At 40.1% G+C, this 17,535-nt stretch carries 16 protein-coding genes; 10 read left to right on the top strand and 6 right to left on the bottom strand.

Annotated features, from left to right (window positions below):
- Window positions 1-11: 11 nt before the first annotated feature.
- The 6 genes from RB214_RS13350 to fba all read left to right on the top strand — a co-directional run bounded on the left by RB214_RS13350 (window position 12) and on the right by fba (window position 5,946).
- Window positions 12-635 carry a 3'-5' exonuclease gene (locus RB214_RS13350; RefSeq protein WP_309167454.1) on the top strand — a complete coding sequence of 208 codons (624 nt, stop codon included), beginning with the start codon at window positions 12-14 and terminating at the stop codon, window positions 633-635.
- A gap of 139 nt (window positions 636-774) precedes the next feature.
- Complete coding sequence (locus RB214_RS13345) at window positions 775-1,503, top strand: SIMPL domain-containing protein (protein WP_182748897.1); 729 nt, start codon at window positions 775-777, stop codon at window positions 1,501-1,503.
- Between the two features lie 79 nt (window positions 1,504-1,582).
- Window positions 1,583-2,245 (top strand): peroxiredoxin-like family protein, encoded by a 663-nt coding sequence (locus RB214_RS13340; protein ID WP_309167451.1) that lies wholly within the window; start codon window positions 1,583-1,585, stop codon window positions 2,243-2,245.
- Window positions 2,246-2,423: 178 nt separating this feature from the next.
- The gene (gene epd / locus RB214_RS13335; protein ID WP_309167449.1) at window positions 2,424-3,440 is read left to right on the top strand and encodes an erythrose-4-phosphate dehydrogenase; all 1,017 of its coding nucleotides are present in this window, start codon (window positions 2,424-2,426) and stop codon (window positions 3,438-3,440) included.
- A 64-nt stretch (window positions 3,441-3,504) separates the two neighbouring features.
- A complete protein-coding gene (locus tag RB214_RS13330) occupies window positions 3,505-4,680 on the top strand; it encodes a phosphoglycerate kinase (protein WP_165736258.1) in 1,176 nt (391 codons plus the stop codon).
- Between the two features lie 201 nt (window positions 4,681-4,881).
- On the top strand, window positions 4,882-5,946 hold the full coding sequence (gene fba / locus RB214_RS13325) for a class II fructose-bisphosphate aldolase (protein ID WP_002961523.1): 1,065 nt from the start codon (window positions 4,882-4,884) through the stop codon (window positions 5,944-5,946).
- A 245-nt stretch (window positions 5,947-6,191) separates the two neighbouring features.
- Here the strand turns inward: fba and RB214_RS13320 are convergent, their stop codons facing one another.
- Window positions 6,192-7,463, bottom strand: coding sequence for an IS4 family transposase (locus RB214_RS13320; protein WP_309167444.1), 1,272 nt, complete (start codon window positions 7,461-7,463; stop codon window positions 6,192-6,194).
- 935 nt (window positions 7,464-8,398) lie between these two features.
- Between RB214_RS13320 and phoB the strand changes: the two genes are divergently transcribed.
- From phoB to ltrA, 4 genes are all read left to right on the top strand, one after another.
- A complete protein-coding gene (phoB, locus tag RB214_RS13315; RefSeq protein ID WP_006791869.1) occupies window positions 8,399-9,088 on the top strand; it encodes a phosphate regulon transcriptional regulator PhoB in 690 nt (229 codons plus the stop codon).
- 65 nt (window positions 9,089-9,153) lie between these two features.
- A complete protein-coding gene (gene phoR, locus RB214_RS13310; protein WP_002962688.1) occupies window positions 9,154-10,461 on the top strand; it encodes a phosphate regulon sensor histidine kinase PhoR in 1,308 nt (435 codons plus the stop codon).
- A gap of 115 nt (window positions 10,462-10,576) precedes the next feature.
- Window positions 10,577-11,545, top strand: coding sequence for a PstS family phosphate ABC transporter substrate-binding protein (locus RB214_RS13305; protein ID WP_024598975.1), 969 nt, complete (start codon window positions 10,577-10,579; stop codon window positions 11,543-11,545).
- A gap of 778 nt (window positions 11,546-12,323) precedes the next feature.
- On the top strand, window positions 12,324-13,598 hold the full coding sequence (ltrA, locus tag RB214_RS13300) for a group II intron reverse transcriptase/maturase (RefSeq protein ID WP_294118655.1): 1,275 nt from the start codon (window positions 12,324-12,326) through the stop codon (window positions 13,596-13,598).
- Between the two features lie 119 nt (window positions 13,599-13,717).
- On the opposite strand, the gene RB214_RS13295 is transcribed toward ltrA, so the two are convergent.
- From RB214_RS13295 to pcnB, 5 genes are read right to left on the bottom strand one after another with little or no spacing between them, the layout of a single operon-like run.
- The gene (locus tag RB214_RS13295; protein WP_024598974.1) at window positions 13,718-13,954 is read right to left on the bottom strand and encodes a hypothetical protein; all 237 of its coding nucleotides are present in this window, start codon (window positions 13,952-13,954) and stop codon (window positions 13,718-13,720) included.
- 33 nt (window positions 13,955-13,987) lie between these two features.
- A complete protein-coding gene (gene panC / locus RB214_RS13290) occupies window positions 13,988-14,836 on the bottom strand; it encodes a pantoate--beta-alanine ligase (protein ID WP_024603833.1) in 849 nt (282 codons plus the stop codon).
- A complete protein-coding gene (gene panB, locus RB214_RS13285) occupies window positions 14,836-15,630 on the bottom strand; it encodes a 3-methyl-2-oxobutanoate hydroxymethyltransferase (protein ID WP_007587166.1) in 795 nt (264 codons plus the stop codon). Before panB ends, panC begins: the two co-directional genes overlap by 1 nt.
- Window positions 15,631-15,660: 30 nt before the next feature.
- Window positions 15,661-16,146 carry a 2-amino-4-hydroxy-6-hydroxymethyldihydropteridine diphosphokinase gene (folK, locus tag RB214_RS13280; RefSeq protein ID WP_024593696.1) on the bottom strand — a complete coding sequence of 162 codons (486 nt, stop codon included), beginning with the start codon at window positions 16,144-16,146 and terminating at the stop codon, window positions 15,661-15,663.
- A 4-nt stretch (window positions 16,147-16,150) separates the two neighbouring features.
- The gene (pcnB, locus tag RB214_RS13275) at window positions 16,151-17,494 is read right to left on the bottom strand and encodes a polynucleotide adenylyltransferase PcnB (RefSeq protein ID WP_309169018.1); all 1,344 of its coding nucleotides are present in this window, start codon (window positions 17,492-17,494) and stop codon (window positions 16,151-16,153) included.
- Between the last annotated feature and the right edge of the window lie 41 nt (window positions 17,495-17,535).

Below are 17,535 nucleotides of genomic sequence, written 5' to 3'. Positions count from 1 at the left end.
GGATTACTAACATGGTAAAAAAGCTGCTCACTCGGTATTTAAAGCGCCGTAAATTACTAGGCAAAAATGCCTTACAACAACGTTATTTGGTGATTGATTTAGAGCTAACTGGCCTTGATGCAAAACAGCACGAAATTGTATCGGTAGCGTGGGTGATAATAGATAACCAATGTATAAAAATGAGCGAGTCGCAGCACCTTATAAATAAAAACGTAAAAAGCCTTGAGCAAAGCCCTGTTTTTCATGGAATTAGCGATGATGCTATAGCAAAGGGGCTAAGCCTAAACAGTATATTAACGCAACTAAGCAGCCACTTTAGCGACTGTATTTTAGTGTTTCATAATGCCATGCTCGATTGGGGTTTTTTAAAAATAGCGCTTAAAAATGCCAATATAACTATACGTCCTAAACTCATAATCGACACACTGCATATTGAGCAAAAGCGCTTACTCCATCATTCAACTGAAATAAAACAAGATGATTTAACCCTTAATGCTTGCCGCACACGTTATGAGTTACCAAGCTATCATTGCCATCACGCATTGACCGATGCACAAGCCACTGCCGAGTTACTGCTAGCCCAGTGTCATCAAATAAGCCGTGGCAAAGAGTTAAAAGTAGGCGAGTTGATGTAGGTTGGCTGAAGGCGGGGCTTTATGCCGCGCGAGATAAACTCCCGCCTACAATAAAGAGCAGTTTACTTTTATTGTTATCCGTATAACTTATAGGTACAGTTACGTAATCATTATCTAACTAATCACTTCAAGGACGATCATGAAACTCATCACTGCCATTTTCTTAACCTTATTCCCACTCATCACTTTTGCTAATTCAGGCTTACCTACAAGCCGTCAAATTTCGGTTCAAGGGACTGCAGAGGTGCTTGCCGTTCCTGATATAGCTAAAATACTATTTCAAATTATAAGTATTAAAAACGAACCTTTAGCAGCTAAGAACGATCTTGATAATAAAGTTAATTTACTAATTGACGGACTAAGTCAATTTGAAATAACTGCCGATGATGTAGTCGCCTCAAGTGTTAAAGTTGAAAAAACGGGTATGGATTACATTGAAACAGGGCATCAGGCTCCCGCTGAATACGCAGCTATAAGGATTTTTGAAGTAACACTAAAAAATATTGAAAGAGTGAATGATTTAAGTGATTTTTTATTGAATTTAAAAGTAAATGCGATTCAAAGTACTGAGTTTTTATCTTCAAAAGCTGAGCTGTTACAAGCACAAGCTACACAACAAGCACTTAATAACGCAAAAGAAAAAGCAAATATGCTTGCTAACTCCTTTGATACAAAAGTGGGTGAAGTACGCACTATTAGCTCAACTCAAAAAAGTGTTTACAGTGGTTTTGGTGCAGCGGTTAAAAAAATAGATAGAGTAAATCCAATAAGCGATTCTTTTCCTAAAGCTCGCAAAAATTATCTACAACAAACGGTAAGCTTTAAATCATCAATAAACGTGGTGTTTGATTTAGAAGTAAATGATTAAGTTAAAATTTTCATTTCAAATACATTTTCATAATGTAAGCTGGCTTTACGTTTTTGATTAATTTGAAGGTAGCGATACTATGAGCGATGAAAGCAACACATTAAAAGTACAAACCGAGGCAAAAATAGCAGAAGGGCGAAAAGGTAATCCTGATTTTATGAAAGGTGTTGATGAAACGATTGCACAAGCAAAAGCGTTTCAACAAGGTGCTAATGCACTTGATTTAAACCAAATCGCACCAAGTTTTGAGTTACCAAATCAGCATGGTCAATCGGTGCAGTTAACTGAGTTACTTGCTAAAGGGCCTGTAGTTGTTACTTTTTATCGTGGAAGTTGGTGTCCGTACTGCAATTTACAGCTCAAAGCGCTTCAAGAACGTTTACCTGAAATTCACGCATTAGGCGCACAATTGGTGGCTATTAGCCCGCAAGTACCCGATGGCTCAATGAGCGAAAGCGATATAAGTAAAATGGATTTTTTAGTTATGAGTGATCAAAATGCAGATGTAGCAGCAAGCTACGGAGTAGCATGGCAAGTACCCACATTTTTACTCGAGCATATGCGAGTAGACCGAGGCCTAGATTTAGAGTCGGTGAACAATGGCAATAGTAGTGTTTTACCGATCCCTGCCACCTTTGTTTTAGATAAACAAGGTAAAGTGACTTGGCGGTATGTTGATGTTGATTATCGTACTCGTTCTGAGCCAGAAGATATAATTAACGCTTTGAAAAATTTAGTATAAAAAACTTAATTTAAAAAGTCAGACCCCTTGAAGAGCTTGCAATGCCTAAGCTCTTTAACCTTAATTTAAAGTTTCTAATGCTTCCCTCTTATAATCAGATGCAAGGTCGATTACAATACAGACATCTAAAAGGCGTATTGCCTTTATCTGCACGCTAAAAGAGTGGATTTTATATTTCATGGCAATCAAACTTGCAATTAATGGTTTTGGTCGTATTGGTCGAAATATTGTCCGCGCGTTATACGAGTCTAGTTTGAGCGACGATATAAAAATTGTTGCGATTAACGAACTTGCTGATCCTGAAGCTATTGCTCATTTATTAAAATACGACACATCCCACGGTCGTTTTTCTTTTCCTGTAAAACTTGGTGAAGACACCATTAGTGTTGCAGGCGATACCATTGCACTTTTTTGTGAAGAAAACCCAATTGAATTACCTTGGCAAACGCTCGATGTAGACGTTGTACTTGAATGTACGGGTGTTTATCACTCGCGTGAACATGCGCAGTTACATATTACCGCAGGCGCTAAAAAGGTGTTGTTTTCGCATCCGGCCGATAACGATGTTGATGCTACGATTGTGTATGGCATTAACGACGATGAGCTTAAAAGCGAGCACACAATTGTTTCTAACGGATCGTGTACAACTAACTGTGTTGTGCCGGTTATTAAAGTATTAGATGATGCATTTGGTATTGAGTCGGGCGCTATTACAACGATTCATGCGTCGATGAACGATCAACAAGTGATTGATGGTTATCATCATGATTTACGCCGTACTCGCGCTGCAAGCCAATCAATTATTCCAGTTGATACAAAGCTCGCCCGTGGTATAGACCGTATTTTACCTAAATTTAAAGGCCGTTTTGAAGCCATCGCCGTACGCGTACCTACTATAAATGTAACGGCAATGGATTTAAGTGTAACGGTTAATACCGATGTAGATTTAAATGCAGTAAATAATGCACTTAAAGCGCAAGCAAAAGACCGCTTAGAAGGTATTTTAAGTTATACCGAAGAGCCGCTTGTATCGGTTGATTTTAATCACGACCCACATTCTTGTATTATTGATGGCACACAAACACGTGTTAGTCACAAACGACTGATAAAGTTATTAGTATGGTGTGATAACGAATGGGGTTTTGCTAATCGTATGCTCGACACAGCGTGTGCTATGATGGCAGTGAATAAGTAATTTATTAATATAATAATTTTAAACGTATTTTTCAGGTTCAGTATCGTTAACTAAGGAGATGTTCATGTCGGTCATAAAAATGGCAGATTTAGATTTAAACGGCAAACGCGTATTAATTCGTGAAGATTTAAATGTACCAGTTAAAGCAGGTAAAGTGACGTCAGATGCGCGTATTCGTGCAGCACTACCTACTATTAAATTAGCGCTTGAGATGGGTGCTAAAGTAATGGTTATGTCACACCTTGGCCGTCCTACGGAAGGGGAATATGATGAAGCGTTTTCGCTAGCACCTGTCGCTGATTACTTAAACGATGCCCTTGAGCAAACTGTACGTTTAGAAAAAGATTACTTAAACGGTGTTGATATTGCTGATAACGAAGTGGTTGTTTTTGAAAATGTGCGCTTTAACAAAGGCGAGAAGAAAAACGACGAAGCGTTATCTAAGCAACTAGCTGCACTGTGTGATGTATATGTAATGGATGCATTTGGTACGGCTCACCGTGCACAAGCATCTACCCATGGCGTTGGTTTATTTGCCGATGTGGCATGCGCAGGTCCGCTGTTATCGGCTGAGCTTGAAGCGTTAGGCAAAGCACTTGATAATCCAGCACGCCCATTAGTTGCGATTGTTGGTGGTTCTAAAGTATCTACTAAGCTTACCGTTTTAGATTCACTTTCTAAAATTGTTGACCAATTAGTTACCGGCGGCGGTATTGCAAATACCTTTATTGCAGCATCAGGTAGCCCAGTTGGTAAGTCGCTTTACGAACCTGATTTAATGGATGAAGCTAACCGTTTATGTGCAGCAGCGATTGCTAATAATGGTGAAATTCCGGTACCGACTGACGTAGTGGTTGGTAATGAGTTTTCTGAATCTGCTGTAGCTACGCTTAAAGATGTAAGCGAAGTAACAAGCAATGATATGATTTTTGATATTGGCCCTGATACAGCGAGCAAGCTTGCAAAAATTATTGCAAATGCAGGCACTGTTGTATGGAATGGCCCAGTTGGCGTGTTCGAGTTTGACCAGTTTGGTAATGGCACACGTGCTATTGCACAAGCAATTGCTAACTCAAATGCGTTTTCAATCGCCGGTGGTGGTGATACCTTAGCCGCAATCGATAAATACGGCATTGCCGATAAAGTATCTTATATTTCTACTGGTGGTGGTGCGTTCTTAGAGTTTTTAGAAGGCAAAAAACTTCCAGCAGTTGAAATGCTAGAGTCGCGCGCTAAGTAATTTTAGTGGCGTAAGGTGAGGGGGTAATAGCCCTCACCGACAATTAATTACTAAATACCTCTCACCCTAATTTAGTCGTTAATTTAGACGGAATATTACTGCAAAGCAGTGGTTTTTCGTGGCGTTGTTATAACGCCAAACTAACACATCCGTTCAAACTAGATGGTAGGGAACTACTGTCGATAAATTGGAGAATACCCAATGGCTTTAATCAGTATGCGACAACTTTTAGATCATGCAGCAGAGCATGGTTACGGCGTACCTGCTTTTAATGTTAACAATCAAGAGCAAATGCGCGCAATAATGGAAGCGGCTGACAAAACAAACAGCCCAGTAATCGTTCAGGGATCAGCTGGCGCACGTGCTTATGCTGGTGCTCCATTTATTCGTCATATGATTTTAGCAGCCGTTGAAGAATGGCCACATATCCCAGTTGTAATGCATCAAGATCACGGCACATCGCCAGGTGTGTGTCAGCGTTCAATTCAGCTTGGTTTTTCATCAGTAATGATGGATGGCTCGTTAATGAGCGACGGAAAAACCCCTTCAAGCTACGAATACAATGTAGAAGTAACGCGCGAAACTGTTGCGATGGCGCATGCCTGTGGCGTATCGGTTGAAGGCGAGCTAGGTGTACTTGGTTCACTTGAAACAGGTGAAGCTGGCGAAGAAGATGGCGTTGGCGCAGAAGGGTTATTAACAACGGATCAAATGCTAACAGACCCTGAAGAAGCGGCTGATTTTGTAAATAAAACACACGTTGATGCACTTGCAATTGCTTGTGGTACTTCACACGGTGCTTATAAATTTACTCGCCCACCAACAGATGACATTTTAGCGATTGATCGCATTAAAGCGATTCATGCCCGTATTCCTAACACGCACTTAGTGATGCATGGCTCATCTTCAGTTCCTCAAGAATGGTTAGAAATTATTAATCAGTACGGTGGCGAAATTCCAGAAACTTATGGTGTGCCAGTTGAGCAGATTGTTGAAGGCATTAAGTTTGGTGTTCGCAAGGTAAATATTGATACCGATTTACGTTTAGCATCTACCGGTGCAATTCGCCGTCATATGGCGCTTAACCCATCTAACTTTGATCCACGTAAATACCTAGCTGAAGCGACTAAAGCAATGACAGAGATTTGCGTTGCACGCTATAACTCGTTTGGTACTTCTGGTCAGGCTAGTAAAATTAAGCCAATTTCACTTGATGAAATGCACCTTAAATACTTAAGCGGCGAACTAGACCCTAAAATTAGATAATAGATCAATTTATAATTGATCATTATTAGGGCCTGTTTATTTTTCGAGGTTGAATTTGCAGCAGTATGTTTGGTATTTAGGCAAGGCAGAGCCTATGCAGTGTGGTTATTCCCCATAAATAGGCGATAACGTGGAATAAATGCCAAACATGCGCTGCCCGAAGGGCTCTGCCTAGGGGCAATTTACTCTTTGTTGCCTACATGGATGTCATAGGTAGGTACTTAAGAAAAACATTAAGTACAGCCTTAAAAATTTGGCTCTACCCCATACTGAAATACTCCTGTTTTTCGATCGCGTTTGGGGTGTGCCCTAGCTGCATTTTTCCTCAGAAAGTCAAATGCTCCATTAACTGCATTTAACAATCCTTTCCTATGCTTCCTAATAATCGCTGTTAATATGGCAATCCACCAAACACCCGTTGTTTTTGCTACTGTCATTGTAGACATTTCAGTTTTAAATATCTTTTCAATACAGCCAGTTAAAAATCTTTTAAGCGTGGTTACTATTAAACTTACATAAATTAGCGCCTCTTGTAAGGTTGCGTTTGATGTTTGAAAGCCGCGTAAATTATTATAAGACTTACACTCCTTAAAAAGTAATTCAACCTGCCAGCGTAACCTATATAATTTGCCTATTTCAGTCGCTGTAAATTCATCAATAGATAAATTAGTGACTAAAAATGTATATTGTTTTTCTTTTTTTGACCAATACCCAACGACTCTTGTTAGCTTGTTTTTTATGCTAACATTCATATCAATAAGATCATTTTTAGGTAATTCGGGAAGCAATTCACATAACTTTGGGGAATGACTTCCTGTTAATTCCTGTCCATTTTGCTTAAAAGCATTATGTACTCTGACTGCTTTTAATCCCTTCGCTCTTAATACGTAAAATCCTCCTGCTTTATCTAATTCATGAATATAACTACCTGAATAATATCCTCTATCAGCAAGTAACAACTGTCCTTTCAACTCTTTAAATGTTGGAAGTTCTTCACGTTCAGAGTAACTGTCTGGTGTTATACCTGCTTTTTCAAAGCAACCTTGCGTTAAATTTAAAGTAGCATGCAATTCAATGGCTGCTGGACACGTATTTGAAAATCGCCCAGGAAAAACATCTTTTAAAGAACGATGAAGCATAATAGAACTACCGTCCTGAATTAAAATATTCTCAAACTTGAACAAATCTTTTTTAGTGTACTTAAGCGCATCATTTATCCAACAATTAAAAACTCTATTTGTTACCTCTCGCATTAGTTCAGCTAGTTCAGGTTTAACTAACTGGTTATGAAAAGGCTTATACTTAATAGACTGCCCTGTTAGCTGGTTATAAACTCTTAATATTTCGGATAAATAGATCGTTTTTTTATCCCCAAGCGCAGCAACAAGACTAACAACCATATGAAATGCGGTAATATTTCTTTCTCTTTTAGTAAATGCTACTTGTTTACCAAGTCGGTTCAGTTTTTTTTCACTTAGGATACTTTTTAACTTATTAATAAAAATGTTAGCATTCATTTGAAGCTCTTTTCTTGATTCTGTGGTTTGTGTGGTAACAACCATTTGATCATGAATTGAGCTTCAACTCAATTTCTTAAGATCTTACCTATGACATGGATGTAGGTAAGGGGCGTGAGCAGGACGCGGAGGCTTTGCTCGGTTTTTACTTAGCCCGCTAGATTACAAACCTCAAGCCGCGATTAAATCGCCCCTAGATTGAACAAATTTTAATCCTGAAAGGTCAACAGGCCCTAAGCCAGTAACTTTGTTGCTGGCTTTTTTAATGTCAGCCCTTTTTATATTACAGATTACGGTTTTTTGATCAGATCACTGCATTACCAACGCGGAATTTTGGGATCACGCATTTACTAACACAGCCTTTTTCGGATCATTACTTTACTAAGCCAAATACACTTTAATGCTATATATGGGTTCTGAGATAATTTGATCGTTATTTATTTGTATAAACAATCAACAACTTATGGCTTTGACTAGGTACAACTCTGATCTGAGGGTTGATCGGCTTGGTAAAAATCTGATCCTTTATTTGGAGCTTAGTAAAATTTAGATCTATTTTTGAGCGTATTGTTTGTTACACAGGCGGGTTTGTTGATTTTAAAAGGGCTTTAAAGCTACTTTTAAACGATCGATCTGTAAAAATGTCTTGGTTAGTAAAACAATGATCCCAGCTAGTTTAATATTGTTTAGTGGTTTAAATAGCGATATAAAAAAGATAATTTCAAAAAGTTAGCCATTACATAAATTTATCGTAAATCTCTTTTTATTACGTTAAATATTAAAAAGGTTTTAAAAATATGACGTTAATGAGGTTTTTTGTCACTAATTTGTGTTTTTTTTACCACCATTTTAATTTACACGTTACACTTTCATAAAAATGTCATACTTAGTCATAATAATGAAAACTAATTCGATAGCGTAAGAGATAAATTGGAATGTCACGTAAAGTACTAGTCGTAGATGACGAAGCTCCTATCAGGGAGATGTTGGTTTTTGTTTTAGAGCAAAATGGATTTCAAGCAATTGAAGCAGAAGATTACGACTCTGCTATTGCAGCTATGGTTGAACCTTACCCAGATATGGTTTTACTTGATTGGATGTTACCAGGTGGAAGCGGTATTCAAATTGCTAAAAAGTTTAAGCAAAACGAACACACCCGCCAAATCCCAATTATTATGCTTACAGCTCGCGGCGAAGAAGAAGACAAAGTACGCGGCCTTGAAGTAGGTGCAGATGATTACGTCACTAAGCCGTTTTCTCCTAAAGAGCTTATGGCACGTATTAAAGCGGTTATTCGCCGTGTATCGCCAACCTCATTAGAAGAAGCTATTGAAGTACATGGCCTGCGTTTAGACCCTATTTCTCATCGTGTTACCTCAGAAGGTAACGAGCTTGATATGGGGCCAACCGAATTTAGATTACTGCACTTTTTTATGACTCACCCAGAGCGTGTTTATAGCCGTGAACAACTGCTTGATCATGTGTGGGGAACTAACGTTTACGTAGAAGATCGCACGGTTGATGTGCACATTCGTCGCCTGCGTAAAGCAATTGGCCCACTTGGACATGACCGTTTGGTGCAAACAGTACGTGGCGCTGGGTATCGTTTTTCAAGTAAGCTGTGATCAGCTTAAAGCTTAGCTAATGTGTAAAATACGCATGTATTACTACTCTAAGGTAAAGTGAGTGTATGTATCGAGTTGTTAATAAACAGGCGTTAGTTAAACGCCTGTTTATCTATTTTTTACCCTTACTATTAATTGGTGTGCTGGTTGGCGCGCCATTTTTGCTTTTATTTTTAGGATCTTTTTCGCTCCTTATTTGGCACTACCATCAACTTTATCGTTTGAGCGATTGGCTACTTAATCAACGCAGCTTTAATCCACCAGAGGGTGAGGGTGCTTGGGAGCAAGTGTTCGAGGGTATTTATCATCTCCAGCACCGTAATCGTAAAAAACGTAATGAGCTTGCAGATTTAATTCGTCGCTTTCGCGATGGGGCTGAAGCGGTACCTGATGCGGTTGTGGTATTACAAAACGATTTAAGTATTGTGTGGTGTAATCAATTAGCCCTTAAAGTGCTTGGTTTGCAGTGGCCTACCGATCATGGTCAGCGCCTTGATAATTTAATTCGCGAACCTAAGTTTGCTAAATACATGCACAAAGGCGAATTTGACGACGCGCTTGAGCTGGATAACGGTCATAGTATTGAGCAGGTGCTTGAGTTTAGGGTAATGCCATATGCAAGTACGCAACTTATGGTTGTGGTACGTGATGTAACGCGCTTAAAACAGCTTGAACAGATGCGTAAAGACTTTGTAGCCAATGTGTCGCATGAACTACGTACACCGCTTACAGTGGTTACAGGGTATCTTGAGATGATGGATGGCGACATGATGCCGCCGCCAGCAATGTGGAACAAAGCGCAAAATACTATGCTTGAACAATGCAAGCGCATGGATAGCTTAGTCAGCCAATTACTATCGCTTTCGCGTATTGAAGGTGCTCGTCGCCAAGACAATGATAAAGCTATAAATGTGCCGCAATTACTTGGTTATATTCACACTGAAGCAAACTCAATTAATCAAGACAAAGGCCACGAACTTATTTTTGATATTGATAAAACCCTTGATATTAAAGGCTCTGAGGATGAACTGCGTAGTGCGTTTTCTAATTTAGTATTCAACGCGATTCATTACACAAAACCAGGCGGTAAAGTAGAAGTATGCTGGCAGCGCAAAAACAATAAAGCGTGTTTTAGTGTTACCGATAATGGTGATGGTATTGCGCCTGAGCATATTAACCGATTAACTGAGCGTTTTTATCGTGTAGATAAAGCTCGGAGCAGAACAACAGGTGGCTCAGGCTTAGGGCTCGCTATAACAAAACATGTGTTAACTCGCCATGATAGTAAATTAAATATTCGTAGTGAAGTTAACAAAGGATCGTGTTTTTCTTTTGAATTTTCAATAGATAAGATAGTTTCGCTGACTAAATAATTAAGCTAATAGGTCAAGTCATAAAAGTGTCATTTAAGAGTAATGTAACTGTCATGTACTCACTTTAGAGTGGGCAGCAGTTAGAAAATGGGACGAACAAACCGGAGAACCCTACATGAAATTTAAAAACTTAGTTGCCGCAATGGGTGTGGCTGTTACAACTTTCGTATCTGCACAAGCAGTTGCTTTAGACCAAGATATTCCTGAGTACCAAAAAATTAGTGGTGTTTCAGGTAACTTCTCATCAGTAGGTTCTGACACTTTAGCCAACATGATGACGTTCTGGGCTGAAGAGTACAAACGTATTTACCCAAATGTAAATATTCAAATTCAAGCGGCAGGTTCTTCTACTGCGCCACCGGCACTTACCGAAGGTACAGCTAACCTAGGTCCAATGAGCCGTAAAATGAAATCTAAAGAAATCGAAGCGTTCGAAAAACGTTACGGTTACAAACCAACAGAAGTACGTGTAGCTATTGATGCACTTGCAGTATTTGTACATAAAGATAATCCAATTGAAGGTCTTCGTATTGACCAAGTAGATGCGATTTTTTCATCTACTCGTAAATGTGGCGCATCAGAGCAAGTTAACCGTTGGAGCGATGTTGGTTTAACAGGTGACTGGGCAGCTAAAGACGTTCAACTTTACGGACGTAACTCAGTATCAGGTACTTACGGTTACTTTAAAAAGAAAGCACTGTGTAAAGGTGATTTCCGTAATAACGTAAATGAGCAACCAGGCTCTGCATCGGTAGTACAGTCAATTTCATCTTCATTAAATGCAATTGGTTACTCTGGTATCGGTTATAAAACATCGGGCGTACGTACAGTACCGCTTGCTAAAAAAGGCGATAACTTTGTTGATGCAACACTTGATAACGTTGCGCAAGGTAAATATCCGCTATCGCGCTTTTTATATGTTTATGTGAATAAACACCCGAATAAGCCGCTATCACCTATGGAAGAACAATTTTTAAGAATGGTACTTTCAAAAGATGGTCAGCAAATTGTAGAAAAAGATGGTTATGTACCTCTTTCTGCAAAGCTAGTAAAAACAGAACTTAAAAAGCTTGGTTTAAATTAATAAACTATAAGCAATAAAAAACCGCTCATTGAGCGGTTTTTTTGTTTGCCCAGCGAAGCTGGCAAACCCGATAGGCTGAAAGATGCCTTATCACCCTGACTAAGGGGAAGATAATCTGAATGGCAAGGGCGTCACTGGCCAACGGTGGGGTCTGAAGGAAGCCATAAGAAGTTAGAGGTACACAACTAACCGTAACCTGTTTCGGCAGTATTGGTGGGTCAGCGTGCAAAATAGCGCAACGCCCTATACTTAGTCAGACCAATACTGTGCTTGAGGGTGGGATTTCTAACAGGGAGCCAGTGCAGTAACTGGGGAAGCCTGGCATCTAAACTTAATGAGAGTAAGTGGCCTAAATACAAGGTGAAAGCCAAGATTTAGTGTCGGTGTGAGGTGGCAGATGAACCCGTAGTAGTGAGTAAGGCTAGGCCGATGAAAGCCAGTAATGGTGTGGAGGGGAAAACCAAGCCGACTATCAACAGAATGTTTGATAGGGTCAATTTTAATCAAAAGTTTTAATTGATTGCGAAGGGGGGAAGTATTCTTTAAGTGTATGAAAATCAGGAGTATCGACGTATAGGCTCACATGTATTTCGACGGAAATAGGCAAGAGATGACGGCTAAGCAGGAATGTGGACGCTGAGAACTGAAGGCCGAGCATGGGAGTAATGAGCGACCACTTAGGCAGATTGCCATTCGGCTAGCACACCTAATGTCCTCATGAAGAACACCACTATACATCAATGTGAAACGACAGACATACCGTAAGCAAAGGCAATTGATGACAGTTTACTACAGCTTGTATGGGCAATTATTAGATATTAATAACCTGTACAAGGGATTCAAAAAAGTGAAAGCAGCGAAAGGAGCGGCCGGAATAGATAGGCAGTCCATAGCCGCGTTCGCCTTGAATTTAGAAGAAAACTTGAAACAACTGCAAGGTGAACTGCAAAGCAAGCAGTATCGCGCACAGCCAGTCAAACGGATAGAAATACCGAAAGATGATGGTGGTGTGAGACTGCTGGGAATTCCAACAGTTCGCGACCGCATAGTACAACAAACACTATTGAACATTCTCCAACCGCTCTTCGACATCGACTTTCACCCATCAAGTTATGGGTACAGGCCGAAACGAAGTTGTCATGACGCCATCAGCAAAGCCACGGTATTTATTCGTAAATATCACCGTGAGTGGGTGGTTGATATGGATCTGTCGAAGTGTTTTGACCTACTCGATCACGACTTGATCATAAGCAGCGTCAAACGCAAAGTGACAGACGGTAGCATCTTAAAACTGCTCAAACAGTTTTTAAAAAGCGGAGTAATGATAGGCAATAATTGGGAAGCGAGTGAGCTAGGAAGTCCACAAGGTGGTGTTATCAGTCCATTGTTGGCGAATATCTACCTAGATGCATTTGATCAAGAAATGAAAAAGCGAAATCACAGAATAGTGAGGTACGCCGACGACATATTGATCTTATGCTGCACAGAAAAAGCAGCCAAGAATGCACTCACAGTAGCGACTCAGATACTCGAAAAAGGCTTAAAGTTAACAGTCAACCAAAAGAAAACGCACATAGCGCATAGTAGTGAAGGCGTAAAATTTTTGGGAGTGGAGATAGGCAGTAATTGGACGCGTATCCAAGCCACAAAACTCAAAGGCTTTAAACAAAGAGTAAAACGATTAACAAAGCGAAATAGTGGCATGAACTTAATTGAAGTAATAAAAAGACTCAATCCAGTGGTGCGCGGCTTTGTAAATTATTTCAGTATAGCCAATTGTAAACGAGTGCTAAATTTGTTGGCAAGGTGGGTGAGACGACGATTAAGGGCAATTCAGTTAAGGTTGTGGAAAAACCCAGCGAGGTTGCATAAGCGACTAAAACAATTAGGGAAAAAGCCGCCATTTAAGTTCATCAAAATGAACTCATGGCGAAACTCTCTAAGTCCATTATCGAATGTAGCGATGCCAAACCAATGGTTTGAGGAGCAAGGTTTATATTCAATGGAAAACGTAAGTACAGGATGGCTTGCTCAATCGGCGTTTAGAAAATAAGCCGAAGGGATAGAAGAATACAGGAGCCGTATACGAGGCCCGTACGTACGGTTCTGTGAGAGGGATGAGGCAAAAGCCTCACCCTACTCGATGTGTCTAAAACTAAAAACTTTAAGGAATTAAATATTACCTAATTTTTCGGCTTGCACTTTACACTGATTGTAGCTCTCAACACATTTACCAGAGCATACTTGTTGCTTTAAGCTATCAGCTGTTGTTTGCTGTTCACATGTACTTTCACATTGGTAATTTTGTTGAGCACACTGATTCATTTCAGGGTTTTCAACTTGGTTTTGGCAACCTACTAATAGTGCAAAAGTAAGGGCGACTACGCTTGTTTTTATTAAAGTGTGCATGCTTCTTATCCTTAAAATGGAGTCGCAATAATATTAAATTTCGACTTGAATATTGTCGATCAATCTAACACCACCAAAATAGGCTGCGGCTAAAATAACAAATTGAGTATCTTCGATTGTAGCAGTTTTTAATGTATCTCGTTGAGCAATCTCAAAATAGTCTGGCTTTAGGCCTGCTTGCTCTAAACTTTGTTTAGCTAAGCTTTCAAGTTTTACGAAGTCTTTTTCGCCACTTTTAAGTTGCTCAGCGCATGTATTAAGTGCTTTGAATAATACGGTTGCTGTCGCTTTTTGCTCGTTCGATAAGTAACCATTACGGGAGCTCATAGCAAGGCCAGAAACTTCTCGCATTGTAGGCACACCAATAACTTCAACCGGAATTGATAAGTCGCGTGCCATGGTTTTAATTACTTGCAGTTGCTGAAAATCTTTTTCACCAAAGCAGGCGTAGTCTGGTTGTACAAGGTTAAATAACTTAGTCACTATTGTGGCAACGCCTCTGAAGTGACCAGGACGTGAGCCACCGCAATAGCCTAATGAAATATCAGGCACATCTACAAAGCTTTGTGCACCAAGTCCATTTGGATAGATTGTATCTACACTTGGGGTAAATACAATATCAGTGCCTAGTTCAGCAAGGCCTTGCTTGTCTTCGTTTAGCGTACGAGGATAGTTATCTAAATCTTCGTTAGCACCAAATTGCATTGGGTTAACAAAAATACTCACAACGACTTTATCGGCTAAGTTTTTTGCTTTTTCTACTAGCGAAAAATGCCCACGGTGCAAGTTGCCCATTGTTGGCACAAGTGCCACGCTAAGGCCAGCTTGGCGCCATGCTTTAATTTGACTACGTAACGATCTAATTTCAGTAATTGACTGCATTATTTAAACTCGTGTTCAGCGCTTGGAAATGCGCCATTTTTAACGTCTGTACAATACTTTTGAACGGCTGCAGGCATATTGCCTGTTTCGAGCAAAAAGTTTTTAGAAAATTTAGGAATGTAACCTGCGGAAATACCAACAAGGTCATGCATTACCAGTATTTGGCCATCAGTTAGGCTACCAGCACCAATACCAATAGTTGGGATACTTAGAGCGTCTGTAATGCGTTTTGCCAATGCACTTGGAATACACTCGAGTACTAATAATTGTGCGCCAGCAGCTTCTAGTGCTTTTGCGTCATCAATCATTTTTTGTGCTTTGTCTTCTTCGCGACCTTGTATTTTAAAGCCACCAAATACATGTACTGACTGTGGTGTAAGGCCTAAATGCCCACAAACTGGAATACCTTGTTGAGTAAGCGTTTTAATGCTCTCGTAAAGCCATTCTCCGCCTTCAAGCTTAATCATGTTCGCGCCAGCGCGCATAAGCTCAGCTGCATTTTTACAAGTATCACTTACGCTTGAGTAGGTCATAAACGGTAAGTCAGCAATTACAAATAATTCGCGGCTACCAGCGCGTACACAGCGGGTATGATATGCAATATCTTGATTGGTTACGCCAAGAGTGTCATCGCCGCCTTGTAGTACCATGCCCAAAGAGTCGCCCACTAAAATAACTTCAACGCCGTTATCATGAAATAACTTTGCAAAACTAGCGTCATAGGCTGTTAATGCAGTAATTTTGTTATTTTCTGCTTTCATTTTATTTAAAGTAGAAACGGTTATTTTAGACATAATATCCTCGCAGGCAAAAGCCTAGGTTAATTACAGAGGTAATTGTTGTAAGTCGTTGAGCGGTAAGTTATTTGCAATGGTTTTTAATGCAATGCCGCTTGGTAAAATAAGTTCAGGTGCAAGCTCTAATAGTGGATAAACCACAAACTCGCGATTATTCAAACCATAATGAGGCACAGTTAAGCGCACCGTATTTATAATTTGATCATCAAATAATAGAGTATCTATATCAAGAGTGCGTGGACCCCAACGCTCAGCCTTTCTTACTCGCCCATGCTCAAGTTCAATACGTTGCGTTAAATCAAGTAATTGCTCTGGCTCAAGGGTCGTTTTAATGCACGCTACTGCATTGATATAGTCTGGTTGATCTTGTGGGCCCATAGGCTTACTTGCATAGTAATGCGATACGTTTATAAATTCACAATTGGGCAGCTTTTTAAGCGCGATTACCGCGTTATCAAGCTGCTCTTTTGGTGAGTTTAGGTTGGCACCTAAACCCAAATAAACACAGTACATGTTATTACTCAGCTGGCTTTTTAGTAGGTCGACGGCGTCTTCGCGGCTTAGGACCACCTTGATGACCTAAGTTTTTAACCATCTCTTTTTGGCCGTTTATATCTTGGCCTAAGTATTGTGTCCACCACTGGGCAAGCTCAGTATGCTGTGTTTCGCCTGCGTCTACGCGTAAGAGTAAAAAGTCGTAGGCGGCTTTGAAGCGAGGTTGCTGCGTTAGTCTGTAAGCACGTTGGCCTGCGCGTTTATCTAAGCGGTGCTGAATATGCCAAATATCGCGGGCGCCTAGAGTAAAGCGTTTAGGAACCGCAATGTGTTGTGAGTTATCGCTGAGTACTTTATTCATTGCTTGTGCGAAAGCGTCGTATTCTGCAAGTTGCTCTTGGCTTTGAATCTTTTTAGTACGTTCAAGCAGCGGAAACCAAAGTAGTGCGGCAAAAATAAACGCGGGTGTTACTTTTTTATCAGCATTAATGCGCTTGTCAGTATTTTGAAACATTTGCTGAATAAGCGTGTGTTCTAAGCCACTTGGGTTTTTATCTAAGATTTTATCAAGCTCAGGAAACAGTGAGCGGAATAAGCCGTATTTACGCAGCATTAAAAAGTTAGCTTCGGCCTTGCCGTTTAAAAACAGCTTAAGAATTTCTTCAAATAAACGTGCTGGCGGAATGTTATCAAGCAAACTTGCAAGCTCGCTAATTGGCTTTTCACTTTTAGGCGCAATGCTCATATCAAGTTTAGTAGCAAAGCGAACTGCACGTAACATACGAACAGGGTCTTCGCGGTAACGCGTTTCAGGGTCGCCGATTAGCTCAATTTGTTTAGCTTTAATTGCCGCTAAGCCGTTGGCGTAATCGAGAATACTAAAATCTTTGATTGAGTAATAAAGTGCATTGATTGAAAAGTCGCGGCGCTCTGCATCTTCTTCAATACTGCCAAATACGTTGTCACGTAGTAATTGGCCTTCATCGCTTGATTGGCTTATTTGATTTTTGTCTTCTTGCGCTTCGTGATGGCCACGCATAGTCGCCACTTCAATAATTTCACGGCCAAATACAATATGTGCTAAGCGAAAGCGACGGCCAATAAGGCGACAGTTTCTAAATAGTTTTTTTACTTGATCTGGCGTTGCGTTAGTAACTACGTCAAAATCTTTTGGCTGTTGGCCTAACAATATATCGCGAATACAACCACCAACAAGGTAGGCATCGTAGCCACCGTCTTTTAAGCGGTATAATACTTTGATTGCATTTGGGCTAAATTGTTTGCGAGAAATACCATGCTCACCACGAGTGACAACAATAGGTTCACTGCTTACAGAAGCGCTTTCGGCACTGGTATTCGGGCCGATTATTTGTCGGCAAAATTGAAAAAGCTTGGAAATAATAGTCT

This window comes from Pseudoalteromonas sp. HL-AS1, from assembly GCF_031198785.1.
Taxonomy (GTDB): domain Bacteria; phylum Pseudomonadota; class Gammaproteobacteria; order Enterobacterales; family Alteromonadaceae; genus Pseudoalteromonas; species Pseudoalteromonas distincta.
Note: the sequence above shows the minus strand (reverse complement) of the source record. Positions and strands in the feature narration are given on the sequence as shown.

Bases quoted from the DNA above. Each gene is read 5' to 3' on its own strand.
- RB214_RS13350 (WP_309167454.1), top strand. From the start codon at position 12: ATGGTAAAAAAGCTGCTCACTCGGTATTTAAAGCGCCGTAAATTACTA.
- RB214_RS13345 (WP_182748897.1), top strand. From the start codon at position 775: ATGAAACTCATCACTGCCATTTTCTTAACCTTATTCCCACTCATCACT.
- RB214_RS13340 (WP_309167451.1), top strand. From the start codon at position 1,583: ATGAGCGATGAAAGCAACACATTAAAAGTACAAACCGAGGCAAAAATA.
- epd (WP_309167449.1), top strand. From the start codon at position 2,424: ATGGCAATCAAACTTGCAATTAATGGTTTTGGTCGTATTGGTCGAAAT.
- RB214_RS13330 (WP_165736258.1), top strand. From the start codon at position 3,505: ATGTCGGTCATAAAAATGGCAGATTTAGATTTAAACGGCAAACGCGTA.
- fba (WP_002961523.1), top strand. From the start codon at position 4,882: ATGGCTTTAATCAGTATGCGACAACTTTTAGATCATGCAGCAGAGCAT.
- RB214_RS13320 (WP_309167444.1), bottom strand. From the start codon at position 7,463: ATGAATGCTAACATTTTTATTAATAAGTTAAAAAGTATCCTAAGTGAA.
- phoB (WP_006791869.1), top strand. From the start codon at position 8,399: ATGTCACGTAAAGTACTAGTCGTAGATGACGAAGCTCCTATCAGGGAG.
- phoR (WP_002962688.1), top strand. From the start codon at position 9,154: ATGTATCGAGTTGTTAATAAACAGGCGTTAGTTAAACGCCTGTTTATC.
- RB214_RS13305 (WP_024598975.1), top strand. From the start codon at position 10,577: ATGAAATTTAAAAACTTAGTTGCCGCAATGGGTGTGGCTGTTACAACT.
- ltrA (WP_294118655.1), top strand. From the start codon at position 12,324: ATGACAGTTTACTACAGCTTGTATGGGCAATTATTAGATATTAATAAC.
- RB214_RS13295 (WP_024598974.1), bottom strand. From the start codon at position 13,954: ATGCACACTTTAATAAAAACAAGCGTAGTCGCCCTTACTTTTGCACTA.
- panC (WP_024603833.1), bottom strand. From the start codon at position 14,836: ATGCAGTCAATTACTGAAATTAGATCGTTACGTAGTCAAATTAAAGCA.
- panB (WP_007587166.1), bottom strand. From the start codon at position 15,630: ATGTCTAAAATAACCGTTTCTACTTTAAATAAAATGAAAGCAGAAAAT.
- folK (WP_024593696.1), bottom strand. From the start codon at position 16,146: ATGTACTGTGTTTATTTGGGTTTAGGTGCCAACCTAAACTCACCAAAA.